This window comes from Porphyromonas gulae DSM 15663 (assembly GCF_000378065.1).
Classification (GTDB): Bacteria; Bacteroidota; Bacteroidia; order Bacteroidales; family Porphyromonadaceae; genus Porphyromonas; species Porphyromonas gulae.
On the sequence record NZ_KB899165.1, the window covers coordinates 14344 to 33838 of the forward strand.

Here is a 19495-nt window from a genome sequence, read left to right on the forward strand (position 1 = left end):
GTACGGAAATAGAATAAAAACCACAATCCCCATAATCTGAGTTCCCTATGAGATACGGATTTATGAAAGTTGCGGCAGCCGTTCCCTTTGTGAAAGTGGCTGACTGCGACTACAATATCGAGCGGATCGACCGCATGGTACACGAGGCCGATGCCAAGGGTGTAGAGATAATGACGTTCCCCGAATTGAGCATCACGGGTTATTCGTGTGGCGACTTGTTTTATCAGCCCTTCCTCCAAGAGCGAGCCAATGACGCCTTGTGCCGACTGGTGGAGCAGACCGCCAATACGACTGTCATGGTGATAGTGGGGATGCCGCTGCGCGTGGAAGAAAAGCTGTTCAACTCGGCCGTGGTATTCCAGCAGGGAAAGATACTCGGCGCCATCCCCAAAACATACCTGCCCAACTATCGGGAATTTCAGGAAGCTCGTTGGTTCTCACCGGCTCATACCCTGCAGTACTCGACCATCAGTATCGGTCAGCACAGCGTACCGATCGGGCGGAACCTCATATTCAAATGTGGTACCGTGGGTGTCGGCATAGAGATTTGTGAGGATATGTGGACGCCTTTCACTCCGGGTACACGTCTCTGTCTTTATGGAGCGGAAGTGATCTTCAACCTCTCCTCCAGCAACGAAAATGCAGGCAAACATTCTTACCTGAGATCGCTTATCAGCGGCCTTTCGTCACAGGGTATCTGTGCTTATGTATATGCCAGCAGCGGATACGGCGAAAGCTCCGCGGACATTGTTTTCACCGGCAAAGCCTTTATTGCCGAGGCTGGAGAGATCGTGGAGGAGATGGAGCGATTCCGCTATGAGGAAAGGATGATCATCAGCGATATAGATGTTTCGCGCATTCAGACGGAGCGGCTCATCAATAGCAGCTTCAAGGCTGCCGTTACCTTCCACACCCATGACGAAAAGTTCAATCAGCTGCCCTTCAAACTGCGTAGCCGGCAGGAGTCTCTCCCGATGACGCGCCGTGTGGATCGCAATCCCTTCATGCCGGAGGATAAGGATCTCAAGGAGCGTTCGCGCGAGATGATCAATATCCAAGTGTGCGGCCTGATGCAACGCCTGCTACACATGGGTGCGGAGCACGCCGTAATCGGCATCTCGGGCGGACTCGACTCTGCACTGGCACTGATCGTCTGTGCACAAGCGTTCGACCGGCTGGATTTGCCCCGTAAGAACATCATTGCCGTTACGATGCCGGGGTTCGGAACTTCCGAACGTACTTATCGGAATGCCTTTGCTCTGATGGAGGCCATCGGCGTGACGATCAAAGAGATAGACATCAAGGAGGCTTGTCTCCGACACTTCGAAGCCATAGGGCATGATCCGGAGGTGCAGGATACGACCTTCGAGAATACGCAAGCTCGTGAGCGGACGCAGATACTGATGAACCTGGCCAATATATACAACGCTCCCGTTATCGGCACAGGCGATCTGTCCGAACTGGCTCTCGGATGGGTGACGTACAATGGCGATCATATGTCCATGTATGCCGTCAATGCCGGGATAGCCAAGACTACGGTACAGATTCTCGTCGATTATATAGCGCATAGCGGCTGGCTGGATGATGCGGCTTCGGCCGTTTTGCTGGACATCGTTCGTACTCCCATCAGTCCCGAGCTGAAGCCTGTGGGGCAGGATGGAAATATCAGCCAGAAGACGGAAGATCTGGTCGGGCCATACGAGTTGCACGACTTCTTCATCTACCATTTCCTCCACAATGAATACAAGCCCTCGAAGATCTACTACCTTGCCGGTGTAGCTTTCAAGGGAATCTATACCAAGGCCGAGATCAAGAAATGGATGATGGTATTCTTCCGTCGCTTCTTCGCTCAGCAGTACAAACGCAACTGCATGCCGGATGGGCCAAAAGTAAGCTGTATCAGTCTGTCGCCCCGCGGAGCATGGCGTATGGCCAGCGATGCCAGCAGTGCACTCTGGTTGGACGAGATAGCCAAGTTCGAAACGGATTGATCTTTCAGAGGTATCCACCGGAAATTAAAAGACGGAGGCGGTGTCTTTGGTATTTGGACACTGCCTCCGTCTTTTTTTCCTCTATCGGAGCAAGGAGGGAGAGAGAAGAGAATACTGCAAGTGCGTCGGTCTTACGACCGGATTTACAAAGGCTCTCTCGAATTTACAATCGACAATCTCAACAAGAAAAGCTACTATTTGTATTCGGCCCAACTCTTGATGCGAATATCCTCGGGGCTATGTTTGCAGAACGCTGTGATGAAGGCAGAAGCCAAACGAGCATTTGTAACCAGCGGGATATTCAGGTCGATGGCTGCACGGCGGAGTTTATAACCATTGGTCAGTTCTCCTGCGGTAAGATTCTTGTTGATATTGACCACAAGCTCGATCTCACGATTGTGAAGCAATTCCAGAGCTTGAGGCTGTCCGTTCTCGCTCGGCCAGAACACTTTGGTCGATTCGATTCCGTTCTCTCTGAGGAAGTTGTGCGTTCCCTCCGTGGCATAGATCTTATACCCCTTGGCTGCGAGCATGGCTGTAGCATCGAGCATATCCACTTTCTGCTTATAGCCTCCGGTAGATAAGAGCACACTCTTCTGAGGAATACGATAGCCCACCGAAAGCATACTCTTCAGTACAGCCTCATCCGTATCATCCGCTATACAGCCTACCTCTCCGGTACTGGTCATATCCACACCCAAGACAGGGTCGGCCTTTTGCAAACGAGTGAAGGAGAACTGCGAGGCCTTGATACCGACATAGTCCAGATCGAACTCGCTCTTGTTCGGTTTCTCTACCGGCAGGCCGAGCATGATACGCGTAGCCAATTCGATAAAGTTGATCTTGAGCACCTTGCTCACGAAAGGGAAGCTGCGTGAAGCACGCAGATTGCACTCGATCACCTTAATATCGTTACCCTTGGCAAGGAATTGGATATTGAAAGGGCCTGATATATTGAGGGCCTTCGCTATCTCACGACTGATTCGTTTGATTCGGCGGACGGTCTCTACATACAGCTTCTGTGCGGGGAACTGGATCGTGGCATCACCCGAATGCACACCGGCAAATTCGATATGCTCACTGATGGCATAGGCTATAATCTCACCATCACGCGCCACGGCATCCATCTCCACCTCCTTGGCATGTTCGATAAACTGACTGACCACGACAGGGTGTTGCTTGGAGACATTGGCTGCCAATTCGAGGAAACGATGGAGTTCCTCATCATTGGAGCACACGTTCATAGCTGCACCGGAGAGGACATAACTCGGACGAACCAAAACGGGATAACCGACTTCGGCAACGAATCCGTCGATGTCGTCCATCGAGGAAAGCTCCTGCCAACGGGGCTGATCGATACCCAGTTTATCCAACATGGCTGAGAATTTGTGACGATCCTCGGCATTGTCGATACTTTGTGCGGAGGTACCCAGGATGGGCACATGCTGTTCATCGAAACGAACTGCAAGGTTGTTCGGGATTTGTCCTCCCGTGGAAACAATAACGCCATGGGGATTTTCCAGTTCAAGAATATCCATCACGCGCTCGAATGTCAGTTCGTCGAAGTAGAGCCTGTCACTAATATCATAGTCCGTACTCACCGTCTCGGGATTATAGTTGATCATGACGGAGCGGTAGCCTTCCTTACGGATAGTAGCGAGGGCATTGACACCGCACCAGTCAAACTCCACCGAGCTGCCGATACGGTAGGCACCGGATCCGAGCACAACTACGGAACGCTTGTCGTTCTCATAGGCTACATCATGACGATCACCACTATACGTCAGGTAGAGATAGTTCGTATGAGCAGGATACTCCGCTGCAAGCGTATCGATACGCTTGACTACCGGCAGGATGCCCAGCTCCTTTCGCAAGGCACGCACCTGATTGGTTGCAGTTTCCATCGAAGTGGCATCCGGCTTAAGCACGGCGCGCGCAACCTGAAAGTCCGAAAATCCGCGCAATTTGGCCTCAGCCAAAAGTGCCGGCGAAAGATCTTCGAGCTTGTCGAGTTCTTCCATTTCCTCCGCAAGGGTAACGATACCATAGAGTTTTTCCAAGAACCAGCGGTCGATCTTGGTTAGTTCATGTATTTTATCTACCGTATAACCTTGACGGAATGCCTTGCTTATGACGAAAATGCGTCTGTCGGTCGGCTCATTCAGTGCCTTGTCTATATCAGGAATGACGAGTTCTTTATTCTCAACGAAACCGTGCATGCCTTGACCGATCATACGCAATCCCTTCTGAATAGCCTCCTCGAAGGTGCGACCGATGGCCATAACCTCGCCGACAGACTTCATGGAAGAACCTAATTGGCGACTTACACCGTGGAATTTACCCAAGTCCCAGCGAGGAATTTTGCAGACTACATAGTCAAGGGCCGGCTCGAAAAAAGCCGAAGTGGTCTGTGTCACCGAGTTTTTGAGGTCGAACAAACCGTAGCCCAGCCCTAACTTGGCGGCAACGAAAGCAAGGGGATAACCCGTTGCCTTGGATGCCAAAGCGGACGAACGGCTCAGACGAGCATTTACTTCGATGACGCGGTAGTCCTCGCTATCGGGATCGAGTGCATATTGCACGTTACATTCTCCAACGATACCGATGTGGCGAATGATTCGAATAGCCAGCTCGCGGAGTTTGTGATATTCACTGTTGGTGAGTGTCTGCGAGGGAGCGATGACGATACTCTCTCCAGTATGGATGCCGAGAGGATCGAAATTCTCCATATTGCACACAGTGATGCAATTGTCGAAACGGTCGCGTACAACCTCGTATTCCACTTCTTTCCAGCCTTTGAGGCTCTTCTCTACGAGAACTTGAGGGCTGAAAGAAAAAGCCTTTTCACAAAGGATATTCAGTTCGTCCTCATCATCGCAGAATCCGCTACCCAGACCGCCTAAAGCATAAGCAGCACGAATAATGACCGGATAGCCCAATTCGCGAGCGGCTTTGCGTGCTTCCTCCACGCTTTCCACAGCTTGGCTCTGAATCGTTTTCACGTTGATCTCATCGAGCTTGCGAACGAATAGCTCACGATCCTCCGTATCCATGATAGCTTGTACGGGCGTGCCGAGTACTTCTACCCCGTACTTTTCCAAGACACCGCTTCGATACAATTCGACTCCACAGTTCAGAGCCGTCTGACCACCAAATGCCAAGAGAATCCCATCGGGACGTTCTTTCTCAATGACTTTCTCTACGAAATAAGGCGTTACGGGCAGGAAATATATTTCGTCGGCTATTCCTTCGGACGTCTGGACTGTGGCAATATTCGGATTGACGAGTACCGTCCTGATACCTTCTTCGCGAATAGCTTTCAACGCCTGAGAACCGGAATAATCGAATTCACCGGCTTCCCCTATCTTAAGTGCGCCCGAACCGAGCAGCAGTACCTTCTTTATTTTGCTCTTGTCTATCATATTCGTATGCTACTTTGCTTAGAGGTTTTTCAAGAATTCATCGAAAACGAACATCGTATCTACCGGACCACCGCATGCTTCGGGATGGAACTGTGCAGAGAAGAAAGGCTTGCTCTTGTGGCGGATGCCTTCGTTCGTGCCATCGTTCAGGTTGATATAAAGCTCCTCCCAATCACTTCCGAGAGATGCCGGATCTACAGCAAAGCCGTGATTTTGGCTCGTTATATAGCACTTATTGGTACCTACCTCACGTACCGGCTGGTTGTGACTGCGGTGTCCGTATTTGAGCTTGAAGATACTCGCGCCGGCAGCTTTCGCCAAAAGCTGATTGCCCATGCAAATACCGCAGATAGGTTTGTCGCCGGCCACTGCCCGACGAATATGTTCCACTGTGACACCGCACATATTGGGGTCGCCCGGGCCGTTGCTGATAAAGAGACCATCGTATGCGATCTGATGAAAGTCGTAATCCCAAGGTACACGGTAGAGCGTTATATCTTCACGGAGAAGCGAGCGAATAATGTTGTCCTTCACGCCACAATCGACGAGTACCACCTTTTTGCTTCCGGTGCCGTAGACGATTACTTCACGACAAGAAGCCTCCGCTACCTGATTGACTGTGTAAGGATCGGCGAAGTCGATGTCTTCGCCTCCTTCGAGAATTATCTTTCCTTTCATCGAACCGTGTTCGCGGAGATGCTTGGCCAATGCTCTCGTGTCGATCCCCGTCAGACCGAATACCTGCTCACGCTTGAGCCAATCGCCAAGGCTTTCGACAGCATTCCAGTGGCTATAAGAATGGGAATAGTCGGACACAACGATTCCTTCCATGTGTATTCTGTCGCTTTCCATAAAGCAAGACACGCCGTTTGGCTCGACTGCTTTCGGCGGAACACCGTAATTGCCCACCAAAGGATAGGTCATAACCATGATTTGTCCGCGATAACTCGGATCAGTCAGACTCTCCACATAGCCGGTCATAGCCGTATTGAAAACGACCTCTCCGGCCACAGCTCGTTCGCAACCGAAAGAATAGCCTTCGAAACGGCTACCATCGTCCAATATCAATGTCGCTTTTCTTTGCTCTCTCATACGTTCTTAATACTCTTTCGATTCTGGAAATAATTATTTGCCATAGTCCTCTTCCATGTAGCTGATGAAAGCTTCATTTACCAAATGGGCCCCTCCGGGTGTCGGATAATCGCCGGAGAAATACCAGTCTCCCGGATGATTCGGTATCGCCTGATGCAAGCCTTCCAAACTTTGATATACGATCTCCACCTTGGCACGCACACCTTCCGGCTTCAATAGCTCTACCATCTTGGCAGAAATCTCCTCGGCGGTGAAAGGCTTATAGATAGTCTTAACGACATTCTCGACCTCTTGTCCGAAGCTCAACTTGCGAAGCTCCAACGCTTTTGCATAGGCATCGTGCAACACTTGCTCCATACCACGCTCCTGAAGCAGTGCCACAGCAGAGCGGAAAGCGACGAATTCGCGCATCTTACGCATATCGATACCATAATAGTCCGGATAACGAATCTGCGGAGAGCTGGAAACAATGACGATCTTCTTGGGTTGCAACCTGTCCATGATACCGATGATGCTCTGCCGCAGAGTAGTCCCACGGACGATACTGTCATCGATCACGACCAAATTGTCTACGCCGGCCTGCACCGTGCCATAGGTAATATCATAGACATGAGCCGCCAAATCGTTGCGGCTATTGCCTTCCGTGATAAAAGTTCTGAGCTTGATGTCTTTGATCGCCACCTTCTCCGACCGAACTTTTCGCCCCAAAATCTCACGCAACTTGGCTTCGCTCATATTCGGATTCTCACGGATCTCTCTAATCTTGCACTCATCCAAATAGTGATCGATGCCCTCCAGCATACCGTAATATGCCACTTCGGCCGTATTCGGGATGAATGAAAAGACGGTATGGGAGATGTCGTAATCGATCGCTCGGAGGATACGTTCCGAAAGTAGATACCCCAGAGCCTTTCTCTCACGATATATATCCTGATCGCTGCCACGAGAGAAATAGATGCGCTCGAACGAACAAGCCTGATAATTCTTGGGTTCCAAGATACGCTCGATACGAGGTTCTCCCTTGCTATTGACAAAGATAGCTTCTCCGGGCATCAACTCCCGAACGGCCTCTGCCGGCAGATTCATCACAGTTTGGATAACGGGACGCTCCGAAGCCGTGACCACGATCTCATCGTCTATATAATAGAATGCAGGTCGGATGCCCCAAGGATCGCGCACGGCATAGCTCTCTCCGCTTCCGGTGAGACCGCACATCACATATCCGCCATCCCAGAAGGGACTGCACTTCTTCAGCACATTGGACAAATCGATACGCTCTTCTATAAAATGCGTAATGTCCATTCCTTTCAGATTCTGTTCTTTCCCGATACGGAACAAACGCTCCACCTCGCGATCCAGACGGTGGCCGATCTGCTCCAGCAGGATGTGTGTATCGGACATATTGCGGGGATGCTGTCCGACAGAAGTAATCTCGTCGAAGATACCATCCACATTGGTCAGATTGAAATTGCCACAAATGGACAAGCACTTGGCACGCCAGTTGCTACGGCGTATCATCGGATGGACAAAAGTCAGACCGCTCTTACCCGTAGTGCTGTAGCGCAAATGTCCCATATAGCACTCACCGGCATACGGTATCTGAGAGGCGGCAAATTCGGCATCGCCCAGCTCTTCTCGAGAATAAGCCTGAAAATCCTTATGTACCGAGTCGAATATCTCCGAGATAGCATTCGCTCCAAGTGCTCTTTCTCTGAAGAGATATTCTTCTCCGGGACGGCTATTGAGCTTCACCACAGCGAATCCGGCACCTTCCTGACCTCGATTGTGCTGCTTCTCCATCAGGAGGTATAGCTTGTTCAGGCCATACATCCATGTGCCATACTTATCGTGATAATAACTCAGCGGTTTGCGCAGTCGCACCATGGCGATACCGCATTCATGTTTCAGAGGTTCCATCTTGTTTGTTCTATATGAGAAAATTGGCAACAGCCATACCTACCCATACCGTAAGTCATGATCTCTGTTGCCAATTCCATATCGTTCTATCTATTTTCTCTTTTGTTGTTGGCGTCGCATCGCTTCCTGCTGCCGCTGCGCCTCTTCGAGCCTTGCCATCCATTTCGATTTCTTTCGTGGCTTCGTCTTGTTCGCTTCCAACTTAGCCATCAGCTTCTCTTCGTTGATGATAAAACGTGAAGACATGTACTGGATGACAGTAATAATAGAAGAGAGGAAATAGTAGTAGCAAAGCCCCGATGCATTCTGATTGAAGAAGAACAGGAACATCACCGTAGTGATATAAGGCATCCATTTGAGCATGGCCATACCCTCCTGTCCCGTATCCGACTGATTCATCGTATAGCGGATATAGAGGATATTGGAAATGGACATGAGCAGACAGAAGAGACTGACATGATTGCCATAGAACTGAGACAACAAAGGAATATCGGCCGTCCAGCTGAAAATAGCATCATAGGAGGAGAGGTCTTCCGCCCAGAGGAAACTCTGCTGACGAATGTCGATAGTCGTAGGGAAATACATGTACATGGCTATGAGGAAGGGGAACTGCAAGAGCATAGGCAAGCACCCACTCATCGGACCTGCACCGGCCGCACGATAGAGATTCATGGTAGCAGTCTGCCGCTTCATCATGGACTCCTGATCCTTGCCCGGGTACTTGGCATTGATCTCTTGTACCTGCGGGCGGAGCAATCGCATTTTGGCAGAAGAGAGATACCCCTTATAAGCGAGAGGAGAGATGAGGAGCTTGATCCCCAGCGTGAGCAGGAGAATGATCAGCCCCCAGTTGCTGAAATACTGCTGCAGGAATGTGGAGGCCGGAATGATCATATAACGATTGATCCATCGGAAGATACTGGCACCCAAGTAGACCAAGTGATCGAGATCGAGGTTGTCCTCGGCCTTCACCCCTTTGTCGTAAGCGCGTAGCATATTGTATTTGAGCGGACCGAAGAAGAAAGTGAATCCGGCTTTTGTTCCCGGGCGAACATCCAACGGGAAAGTAGCGGACATGGTACAATCCTTCAGATAGTCGGACTCGGCTGCTGCCGTCTTCTGCGCTAGCTTATTGTTTTCGAAGTATCCATCGCTCACCAAAACAGAGGCGAAGAACTTATCCTTGAAAGACACCCAGTGCAACGGTTCTTCCAAAGTCTTCTTGTCTTCCTGCTTACTGTCGCTCAGACGATCCACCTCATCGCCCGAATATTTATAATAAATAGAGGTATATTGATTCTCAAACTTCCATGACTTCTCCTGACGGCGAATCCGCTGCGACCATTCTATGTCCTGCATCGTCATATTGGCAGGGAAGAGCGATTGCAAGTTCTGTCCGCTTACTGTCATCCGCAAACGGTAGTCATCCGGAAGGAGGACGTAGGCCAAATCAAGATAGGAAGCACTGTCCACGGCCAGACGCATCACAACGGAGGAATCCGTTCGGCTGATGGGAGAGAAGTACAGATCGCGCGTATCGACCAGCCTGTTGTCCACAGTTCGCAGAGGCAGGTTGAAGTCCGACTCTCCCTCTCGGAAAAGATAAAGAGGCTTGCCATCGTGCGTTTTATAGTCCCGGAGCAAAACCTCCCGAATAGTTCCCCCCTTGGTGCTGAGCTTGAGAGCGATCTTGCCGTTGGCCAGCTCCACCTGCTCTTCTGCACCGGCTGTCGCAGGTGCCAGCAGTCCATACTGATTATATCCGGCAGCCTGTTTGATCGAGTCGGGTGTGGCCTCCTTGGTTTGGGCTGCAAGGAGTTCGGCTTCGGCTTTCGCTATGGAATCCTGCCGAGCTGCTTCTATCGCAGCCTTACGCTGCGCTTCTATTTCCTGCGGATCGGGACGATTGAGCCATGAAAACCCAAAGATCACCAGTCCGATCAGAACTAAACCTATAACTGTATTTTTATCCATATATTTTCGTTGCGTAGGGACTCTTCGGCACCGACATCGGCACCCCTTATCCTGTTGCCTGCTCGCTACGGTATGTCAGAGGGGAGGAAAAAATTTCACAACACCCAAAGAACCGACAGACAAAGCGATTATTCTTTATCTTTTTTTCTCGTTTTGATTGCCTCACGGATGAAAGCCATGAACAAGGGGTTGGGATTGACCACCGTACTATTGTATTCGGGATGGAACTGTACCCCCACGAACCAGCGACAGGCAGGCACTTCCACGGCTTCTACCAAGCCCGTCTCCGGATTCTCTCCCACACATTGCATACCGGCTTTTTCGAAAGCTTCGCGATACTGGCTGTTGAATTCGAAGCGATGGCGATGGCGTTCGCGTACGAATTCCTTGCCATAGGCAGCGGCCAGTTTCGATCCTTTGCGCAGAGCACAGTCGTATGCCCCTAAGCGCATGGAACCGCCCATGTCAGTGACCGTCTTCTGTTCGTCCATCAGGTCGATGACTTTGTGCTCGATATTGGATTCAATTTCTGTCGTATTCGCATCCTTGAAGCCCAATACATTGCGAGCATATTCGATCACCATACACTGCATACCCAGACAGATCCCCAGTGTGGGCAGATCGTTCTCACGCGCATATTTCAGTGCTACGAGCTTGCCTTCGACTCCTCTGGAGCCGAATCCGGGAGCAATCACGATGCCGTCCATATCTTTCAAGGTCTCGGCTACGTTAGCTTTGGTCACCTTTTCGCTGTGAACGGATATGAGGTTCAGCTTCTTCCTATTATATATAGCCGCCTGCATCAGCGATTCGTCTATGGACTTGTACGCATCCTGAAGCTCCACATACTTACCTACCAAAGCGATCGTAACCGTTTCTTGGGCCGTATGCTTCATTTCCAAAAATTCGTGCCACTGACGCATCTCAGGGACAGGGCCCACTTGCAGCCCCACCTTCCGAAGTACCGTCTCGTCCATGTGCTGCTGCTGCAAAACCAGAGGCACCTCATAGATAGTAGGCACGTCCACGCTCTGTACCACCGAGTCGGGAGCCACGTTGCAGAAGAGGGCAACCTTTTTCAAAATATCGGGCTGAAGCTCATGCTCCGTCCTCAAGACAAGGATATCGGGCTGAATACCCACTTCCTGCAGCTGCTTCACAGAGTGCTGAGTCGGCTTGGTCTTCACCTCGCCGGCAGCAGCGATATAGGGTACATAGGTCAAGTGAACGCAGAGGCAATTCTGCCCCAATTCCCACTTGAGCTGGCGCACGCTTTCAAGGAAAGGCAGGGACTCGATGTCCCCTACCGTACCACCTATCTCCGTAATCACAAAGTCGTACTGACTCTTTTGTCCCAGAAGTTTGACGTTGCGCTTGATCTCATCCGTAATATGAGGCACCACTTGCACGGTCTTGCCCAAGTACTCGCCCTTGCGTTCCTTGCGGATTACGTTCTGATAGATCCTCCCTGTCGTGATATTATTGGCACGAGTAGTGGGCGTATTGAGGAAACGCTCATAGTGGCCGAGATCCAAATCGGCCTCATGCCCGTCTTCGGTGACATAGCATTCGCCGTGCTCATAGGGGTTGAGCGTACCGGGATCGATATTGATATAGGGGTCGAACTTCTGAAGAGCTACGTTGAAACCGCGAGCTTGGAGGAGTTTGCCGAGAGATGCTGCTACGATGCCTTTTCCAAGAGAGGAAACCACACCACCGGTCACGAAGATATACTTAGTATCTGCCATAGCGCGAAAAGATAGTATTGTTGATACTTTGATCGATAAATCAGGGGTACGGAAAGCTACCCCGAACGGACCAGCCTCCTCCGATTCGTGCGCAAATATACAAAAAGAACGCCTGCTAAAAGAGGCAAATACGACAGCTCTTGCCCGATGCCGGTGCATCAAAATGAGAAATGAGGCATCCGACGAACGGCGATAAGGCTATCCGAGGCAAACTTACACGTCAGCTTTTTCCGTATATTTGGTTCCTAAATCGGATTTTGGTGGTAGCATGATGGCGGAAGGCTGACGCTCTTTTTTCTCGCGAGTATCGGGGACTTGTGTCGGATTTCTATCGTTGAGTTGTTCCTCTCTTATGCAGACAGGACTACAGGATGCAGTCCATCTCTCCTTCGTGCAGTTAAAAACATACGATACATGAAAATCCTGACAACAAATCGTTTCTTGCTGTTTTTCTTCTTGCTTACTGCCATTCCTGTTTTTGGACAGGAGCAAGAAGTCTATTACCTGAAGTCTGTGGATTTTCCTGCCGATGCCACTTTGGAGCAGAAGGTGGAGATGGCGGCAAGGGTTGTCCCCACCCTGCAACAGTTGGCTTGGCAGGAGATGGAGCTGACTGCATTTCTGCATTTCGGTATCAATACTTTTACAGACCGTGAGTGGGGCGATGGGAAAGAAGATCCTGCGCTCTTCAATCCGGTGGAGCTGGATGCTCGGCAATGGGTGCGAACGCTGCGCGAAGCAGGCTTTCGCATGGTAATCCTTACGGCTAAGCATCACGATGGTTTTTGTCTCTGGCCTACAGCCACCACGCACCACTCGGTGGCTTCATCTCCGTGGCGAGAGGGCAAAGGCGATGTGGTGAAAGAAGTCCGAGCTGCGTGCGAAGAGTATGGTATGAAGTTCGGCGTTTATCTTTCTCCTTGGGATCGCAATGCAGAGTGCTATGGCGATTCGCCCCGTTACAATCGGTTTTTTGTCGGTCAGCTCACCGAGCTGCTCACCCACTATGGGGAGGTACACGAAGTTTGGTTCGATGGAGCCAATGGCGAAGGCCCCAACGGCAAGCGGCAGGAATATGATTGGGAAGCATTCTACGACACTATCCGCCGACTGCAACCCCAAGCCGTTATGGCTATCATGGGAGACGATGTCCGCTGGGTGGGCAATGAGCGCGGACTGGGACGAACCACCGAATGGAGTGCCACAGTGCTTACGCCGGGTATTTATTCCCATTCGGAGGCAGAACGCAGTCGCCTGGGGATTCGGGATAACTCTCCGGATTTGGGTAGCAGAGAGGTGCTGAAAGACGCTGTCGAACTCTTTTGGTATCCGTCCGAAGTGGACGTTTCGATTCGTCCGGGTTGGTTTTACCATGCTGCGGAGGACAAGAAGGTCAAGTCGTTGGACAAGTTGGTGGATATTTACTTCCGGTCCGTAGGTTATAATTCGGTACTCCTGCTCAATGTGCCACCCGATAGGCGAGGCCTGATTCACGAAGCCGATGCCTCGCGACTGAAGGAGTGGGCTGACTATCTCGGTCAGGCCTTTGCTCATGACCGGGTAGCGGATTCGGCTCGCTATGCCGTTATTCAAGAGCATGCCATCGAGGAATATGCACTCGAGTCGAAGGCACGCATCAATATACTGATGCTCCAAGAGGATATTACCAAGGGGCAGCGAACCGAGGCTTTCGCTGTGGAGGCATGGGTGGATGGAGCATGGCAGGAGATCGGCCGTGGTACGACCATCGGCTATAAGCGACTTCTTCGCATTCCTGCGGTAGAGGCGGATCGGATACGGGTGCGTATAGAACAGTGTCGTCTGCCGGTCAATCTGTGTCGCGTAGCTGCGTATTACGCCGAGCCACCGGAGCAGGCCGTTGCCGATGAGTCGTGGAACGATATTCCACGTGCGGACTGGAGGCTGCTTTCGGACGATCCATTGACTATCGATTTGGGTCGGGAGGTCGTGTTGCGCGCTTTTACCTATGCGCCGTATAAGGCCGAAGCCAAGCCTACGACAGCTGTCCGCTATCGGCTGGCTGTGAGTGAGGATGGCGTGCAGTGGCGAGAGATCCCGACTATGGGAGAGTTTGCCAATGTGATCAATAATCCTGTACCTCAAACCGTGGATCTGAATCAGGCCGTCAGGGCACGTTTCATCCGCTTGGATGCTACTGCCCCATCGGGAGACAAAGCCGTGATCACGATGCAGGAGATCGGCGTAACTGTGGAATAGAGGCACTCAAGTCTCCGAGAACGTCGGTAAATGTGGTTATCTTTGACAGCTGTTTGGATTCGGGCAGTTCGGAGTCGGCAGTATAATGTCTCCCGTAACGAGGAATACCTCCCTTTTGCTCTTGATGAATTGCCGCATTGCGGATGAATACATATTTCGATAACGCCACCACTTCTTATCCTAAGCCCGATGCCATGCGTCAGGCTTTGGCACATTTCTACGATGTGCCGGTGGGGAGTTATGGCCGTAGCCGCGACAGTGAGACTCTGCGCGTTACTTCGGAAGTAGAAGAGTTGCGCGATGCTTTGGCCGATCTGATCGGTGTATCAGAGCCGGCTCATATCTGTTTTGCGGACAATGCTACTACAAGTATCAATACCATCCTGCAAGGCTCCTTGCAGGCCGGCTGTAGCGTGCTGGTCAGCCCGATGGAGCACAATGCTGTGATGCGTCCGCTCCAATGTCTGGCTGATACCGTCGGCATAAAGATTGCCCTGATGCCTTCGATGCCTGACGGACGAGTCGATACCGATCGGCTGGTCGATGCCATTCCTGCAGATACGGCTCTTGCTGTGGTCAATCTGGAGAGCAATGTCAATGGGCTGGTTCAGCCCATAGAGGAGATAGCCCGTTTGCTCACACAGGAGCGTGGCATCCCTATCTTGGCCGATGCTACACAGTACCTCGGAGCTTCACGACTCAAAGCTGATGAACTGGGATTGGCCTACGTGGCTTTTACCGGTCACAAAGGACTTTTGGGGCCTTCGGGTACGGGCGGATTCTATATCCGTGACCCACGAAGCGTCTGCCCTCTGACCACAGGTGGCAATGGCTTGCATTCGGCTGACTGGACAGTGAGAGAGGAGATGCCTGAGCGGTTTATGGCCGGTACGGTCAATGTGCTTGGGCTTACCGCTTTGCTGGCTTCCGTTCGCCAACTTCCACCCTTTCGTATCGGTCGGGACGCGTGGAGACAGTGTATGCAGCAGATGGAGCGGTTCCCGGGACTGCGGGTGTATGCTGCTGCCAACCCGATCGAGCAGGGCTATCTATGCTCGCTGACGCATGACCGGCTGACGCCTGCACGTATAGGCGATGCGCTGTACGAAGCATTCGGCATCGTCACTCGCACGGGGATTCACTGCGCACCATTGGCGCATCGGTCGATCGGTACCTTTGCTACCGGAACGGTACGTTTGTCGCTCTCTCCCTATCACGAAGAGGCTGATCTGGAGTATCTCCTAAATGCTTTGAGCCATGTCTTACGAAGCTGACAGTCGTTTTTTCCTCTTCTCTACCACTCGCGATTTCATTCGGGCTATGAAGGCTGCCGAGCAAGCCGAACTGACTCATCGCGTTATCGCGGTTCCCACTCATTTGAGTGCCGAATGTGGGATGTGTCTGCACATTTCGTCGGCTCAAGAGGAATTGCTCGAAACTATTTTGAAACGAATTTCCATTCCATATACTATAGGAATATGAACCAATCTTCCTTCGATCTGCTCTCTACGGTCGAGTACGGTGGCTGTTCGGCTAAGCTGGATCCGGCCAAACTGAGCGAACTCCTGCGCGATATACCCTTGCCGGTGGATAGCCGTATCATGGTGGATGTGAGTACGCACGACGATGCCGGTGTGTACCGGCTCAATGACGATACCGCCCTGATCGTAACCACGGATTTCTTCCCTCCGGTTTGCTCCGATCCCTATACCTTCGGTCGCATAGCTGCTGCCAATGCTCTCTCGGATGTGTATGCCATGGGAGGGCGACCACTGTTGGCACTCAATCTGACCATGTTCCCTTCCGAAGGGATTCCCGTAGAGGTTTTGGCCGATATTCTCCGTGGAGGACAGCAGGCGATAGACGAGAGTGGTGCTTTTACGATGGGAGGGCATACGATAGACGATCCCATACCGAAGTACGGACTGGCCGTTACGGGCACAGTGCATCCGGAGCATTTGGTCACGAATGCCGGTGTACGTGCAGGGCAATGTCTCGTCCTGACCAAACCGCTGGGGACAGGCGTAGCGATGGCGGCCCACCGTTTGGAGCTGATCGGCAGTGAAGCCTATGCAGCTGCCATCGGGCAGATGTGTCTGCTCAATAGAGCAGGGGCAGAGTTGATGCAGAAATACGGGATAAGGGGTGCCACCGATATTACAGGCTTCGGTTTGCTCGGACATGCCAAGGGGCTGGCAGAGGCTTCGGGCGTGTGCTTACATATCGACAGCCGATCGGTACCGGCTTTGCCGGAGTGCCTCAGTCTGCTGAGGGATGGTTGCATACCCGGTGCTGCCTTCCGCAATCTTCGCTTCGTGGGGGATATGCTTCGGGCGGATTGTCCCACAGAGCACAAAATGCTTTTGGCTGATGCACAGACATCGGGCGGATTGCTGATGGCCGTCGATGCCGATCGGGCGGAAGATCTCGTGGCGGATTTCCATCGGACAGGTCTGCATCCTTTTGCTGCCATTATCGGTTATGCCACCGATGCGGAGGAAGCCGCAAAACTGATCGTAACTTAAATCATATAGAATAAAGAGATGAAAAAATCATTACTCATGCTTTTGCTCTCTGCTGCGGCTCTGTCCTCCCTCGAGGCACAGACGATACAGCAGATGAAGGCCGGAGGCCCGTGGCCGGTGCGTACTGCTTTTAAGACGGATACCGTGGGGATGAACGGCTCCAAGTATAATCCTGCCGATTTGCTACGTCAAGTTTACGATGCGACGGATCAAGATCTGCGCAACGTGTCGGCCGACAAGAACGGACGTATCGCCGGAAGAAAAGCCGGATCCAAGGCAGAACGCTCGGAAATGTCGGTCTATACCTTTGCCCTCACGGCAGAACATTTTGCAAAGGGTGATATAGAGGTATTCGGACAGGGACGAATGTCTCTTTGGTTGGACGACAAGCAGATAGGGATAGCTGACAGTCCGGATCCCAAGGGCGACTCGACGCTGCGTTTCTCTGCATCCCTTTCGCTGGTTCCCGGCACACATCGTTTGCTGCTCAAGAGCCTGCTTCTCGAAGGCGATACCACTGCTACGGATGTGCGCGTAGTCCTAAAACCGAAGACCGCTCGCGATTCGTCGGCTCTCTATCCCAACTATACGGGTAAGGAGCGACTGAGCCTCAAACACATGATGAGCGGCACATTTCTATCGGGAGGGAGTCTCTCTCCAACGGGCAAGTATGTACTTACTTCTTATCGGGTAAGCAGGGACAATAAGCCTCCTGTAACCTATAATCAACTGCGCGATGCCAAAGGAAATATCTTGCTCAATCTGAACGAAAAAGATGCCCTTGGTTGGATGCCGCACGAAGATATGCTGATGGTGATTCGCAAGGAAGGAAATGCAAAGCGTTTGGTGGCTTTCGATCCAATGGGGAAAGGTGAACGAACCTTGGTGCCCAATCTGCCTGAATCTCAGTTCAGGATGTCGCCCGATGCGCGCTATTATCTTTTCTACAAACAGGAGAAAGGCCCCGGAAAGGATCCCCTCTTTATCCGCCATCTGGATCCGGACGACAGACAGTCGGGCTGGCGGGATCGTTCGCAGATCTACCTGTTGAATGCCGAGAGCGGTGTGTACGGTCCGCTGACATTCGGCTATTCTACTACCTATATATATGACATTGCACCGGATAGTAAGCGTGCTCTGATCGGTACCCTCTCCACGGACTGGACGCGTCGTCCTTTCCGCTTTGCCACTATCATGGAGTACAATATGGAGACGGGCAAGGCTGATACGCTTATCACTCGCGATCCTTCCATCGATGGAATCCAGTACACCCCCGACGGCAAACATCTGATCGTAATGGGTTCGGCAGATGCTTTCGGCAATATAGGACTGAACCTGAAATCGGGACTGACGCCCAATTCTTACGACAAGCAATTCTTCCTGTTCGATCTCTCCACGCGGAAAGCAACAGCCTTGACCAAGAATTTCGACCCCAGTGTGTCGGCCGGAAGATTCGACAGAAAAAACAACTACTATTACTTCAGGGCCGAAAACGGATCGCGCAAGCAGCTCTATCGTCTGAATCTGAAAACCCTTGAGATCAGTCGGATTCAGACAGGAGAGGATGTAGTACAATGGTTCGGTGTAGCAGCTGATAATGGTGCTGTCTGGTACAGCGGCCAGAGTGCCAACAATGCCGACAGACTCTATCGGCTCGATGGAGCCAAAGGAAAACTTGTATGGGATCTCTCCGCCGAGAAGCTGGCCAATATCGATTTCACACCGGCACGCGACTGGAACTATACGGCTCCGGACGGCACAGTCGTAGAGGGTTGGTACTACCTGCCTCCGCAATTCGATCCTTCCAAGAAATATCCAATGCTGGTCTATTACTATGGAGGAACCAGCCCGATCAATAGAACACTGGAGGGACACTATTCGCTGGCGATGTATGCTGCTCAAGGCTACGTAGTCTATACGCTCAATCCCAGCGGTACTACCGGCTATGGACAGGAGTATGCAGCTCGTCACGTCAATGCTTGGGGCGATCGGACAGCCGATGAGATCATCGGGGCAACAAAAGAGTTTGTCCGCACGCACAGCTTTGTCAATGGTAAGAAGGTCGGTTGCTTCGGAGCCAGTTATGGAGGCTTCATGACACAGTATCTTCAGACGAAGACCGATATTTTCGCGGCGGCAGTCAGCCATGCCGGTATCAGCTCCATCAGCAACTATTGGGGGAGCGGATATTGGGGAATGGGTTACAGCACCGTGGCCAGTGCCGACAGCTACCCATGGAACAATCCGGATCTGTATGCCGGACACAGCCCCCTCTTCAGGGCAGATAAGATCCATACTCCGCTCTTGCTCCTGCACGGCTCTGTGGATACGAATGTGCCTACGGCAGAGAGTGTGAATCTGTACAATGCGCTGAAGATACTCGGACGCGAGGTAGAGTTTATCGAATTTACCGAGCAGGATCATTTCATCCTCGAACCGGAGCGACGCATTCGCTGGACGAACAGTATCTTCGCTTGGTTTGCCCGTTGGCTGCAAGACGATCCCACCTGGTGGAACGAACTCTATCCACCCGTGAATCTCTAAGGCGAAAGCACTGTATCGCCTGATAACGACCGAATAGAACAGGG

General features: G+C 51.7%; 11 protein-coding genes. 6 read left to right on the plus strand and 5 right to left on the minus strand.

Features of this window, described 5'->3' with window-relative positions; translation table 11 throughout:
- Window positions 1-47 precede the first annotated feature (47 nt).
- Window positions 48-1991 carry an NAD(+) synthase gene (locus F452_RS0106760; RefSeq protein ID WP_026292273.1) on the plus strand — a complete coding sequence of 648 codons (1944 nt, stop codon included), beginning with the start codon at window positions 48-50 and terminating at the stop codon, window positions 1989-1991.
- A 194-nt stretch (window positions 1992-2185) separates the two neighbouring features.
- On the opposite strand, the gene carB is transcribed toward F452_RS0106760, so the two are convergent.
- The 5 genes from carB to F452_RS0106785 all read right to left on the minus strand — a co-directional run bounded on the left by carB (window position 2186) and on the right by F452_RS0106785 (window position 12144).
- Complete coding sequence (gene carB / locus F452_RS0106765; RefSeq protein ID WP_018965463.1) at window positions 2186-5413, minus strand: carbamoyl-phosphate synthase (glutamine-hydrolyzing) large subunit; 3228 nt, start codon at window positions 5411-5413, stop codon at window positions 2186-2188.
- A gap of 18 nt (window positions 5414-5431) precedes the next feature.
- A complete protein-coding gene (gene carA, locus F452_RS0106770) occupies window positions 5432-6505 on the minus strand; it encodes a glutamine-hydrolyzing carbamoyl-phosphate synthase small subunit (RefSeq protein WP_018965464.1) in 1074 nt (357 codons plus the stop codon).
- Between the two features lie 33 nt (window positions 6506-6538).
- Entirely contained in the window at window positions 6539-8422 is a 1884-nt protein-coding gene (locus tag F452_RS0106775; protein WP_018965465.1) for an amidophosphoribosyltransferase, read from the minus strand.
- 90 nt (window positions 8423-8512) lie between these two features.
- Window positions 8513-10396: a membrane protein insertase YidC gene (gene yidC / locus F452_RS0106780; protein WP_018965466.1), complete on the minus strand. Its 1884-nt coding sequence runs from the start codon at window positions 10394-10396 to the stop codon at window positions 8513-8515.
- Between the two features lie 128 nt (window positions 10397-10524).
- Window positions 10525-12144, minus strand: coding sequence for a CTP synthase (locus tag F452_RS0106785; protein WP_018965467.1), 1620 nt, complete (start codon window positions 12142-12144; stop codon window positions 10525-10527).
- Between the two features lie 414 nt (window positions 12145-12558).
- On the opposite strand from F452_RS0106785, the gene F452_RS0106790 reads away from it, so the two are divergent.
- The 5 genes from F452_RS0106790 to F452_RS0106810 all read left to right on the plus strand — a co-directional run bounded on the left by F452_RS0106790 (window position 12559) and on the right by F452_RS0106810 (window position 19451).
- Window positions 12559-14382: an alpha-L-fucosidase gene (locus F452_RS0106790; RefSeq protein ID WP_018965468.1), complete on the plus strand. Its 1824-nt coding sequence runs from the start codon at window positions 12559-12561 to the stop codon at window positions 14380-14382.
- 143 nt (window positions 14383-14525) lie between these two features.
- Entirely contained in the window at window positions 14526-15656 is a 1131-nt protein-coding gene (locus tag F452_RS0106795) for an aminotransferase class V-fold PLP-dependent enzyme (RefSeq protein WP_018965469.1), read from the plus strand.
- Window positions 15640-15864, plus strand: coding sequence for a DUF3343 domain-containing protein (locus F452_RS0106800; protein ID WP_018965470.1), 225 nt, complete (start codon window positions 15640-15642; stop codon window positions 15862-15864). The genes F452_RS0106795 and F452_RS0106800 overlap by 17 nt, the downstream gene beginning before the upstream one ends.
- Window positions 15861-16907, plus strand: a complete 1047-nt coding sequence (selD, locus tag F452_RS0106805) for a selenide, water dikinase SelD (protein ID WP_018965471.1) — start codon at window positions 15861-15863, stop codon at window positions 16905-16907. The genes F452_RS0106800 and selD overlap by 4 nt, the downstream gene beginning before the upstream one ends.
- A gap of 18 nt (window positions 16908-16925) precedes the next feature.
- The gene (locus F452_RS0106810) at window positions 16926-19451 is read left to right on the plus strand and encodes a S9 family peptidase (protein ID WP_026292274.1); all 2526 of its coding nucleotides are present in this window, start codon (window positions 16926-16928) and stop codon (window positions 19449-19451) included.
- Window positions 19452-19495: the final 44 nt, after the last annotated feature.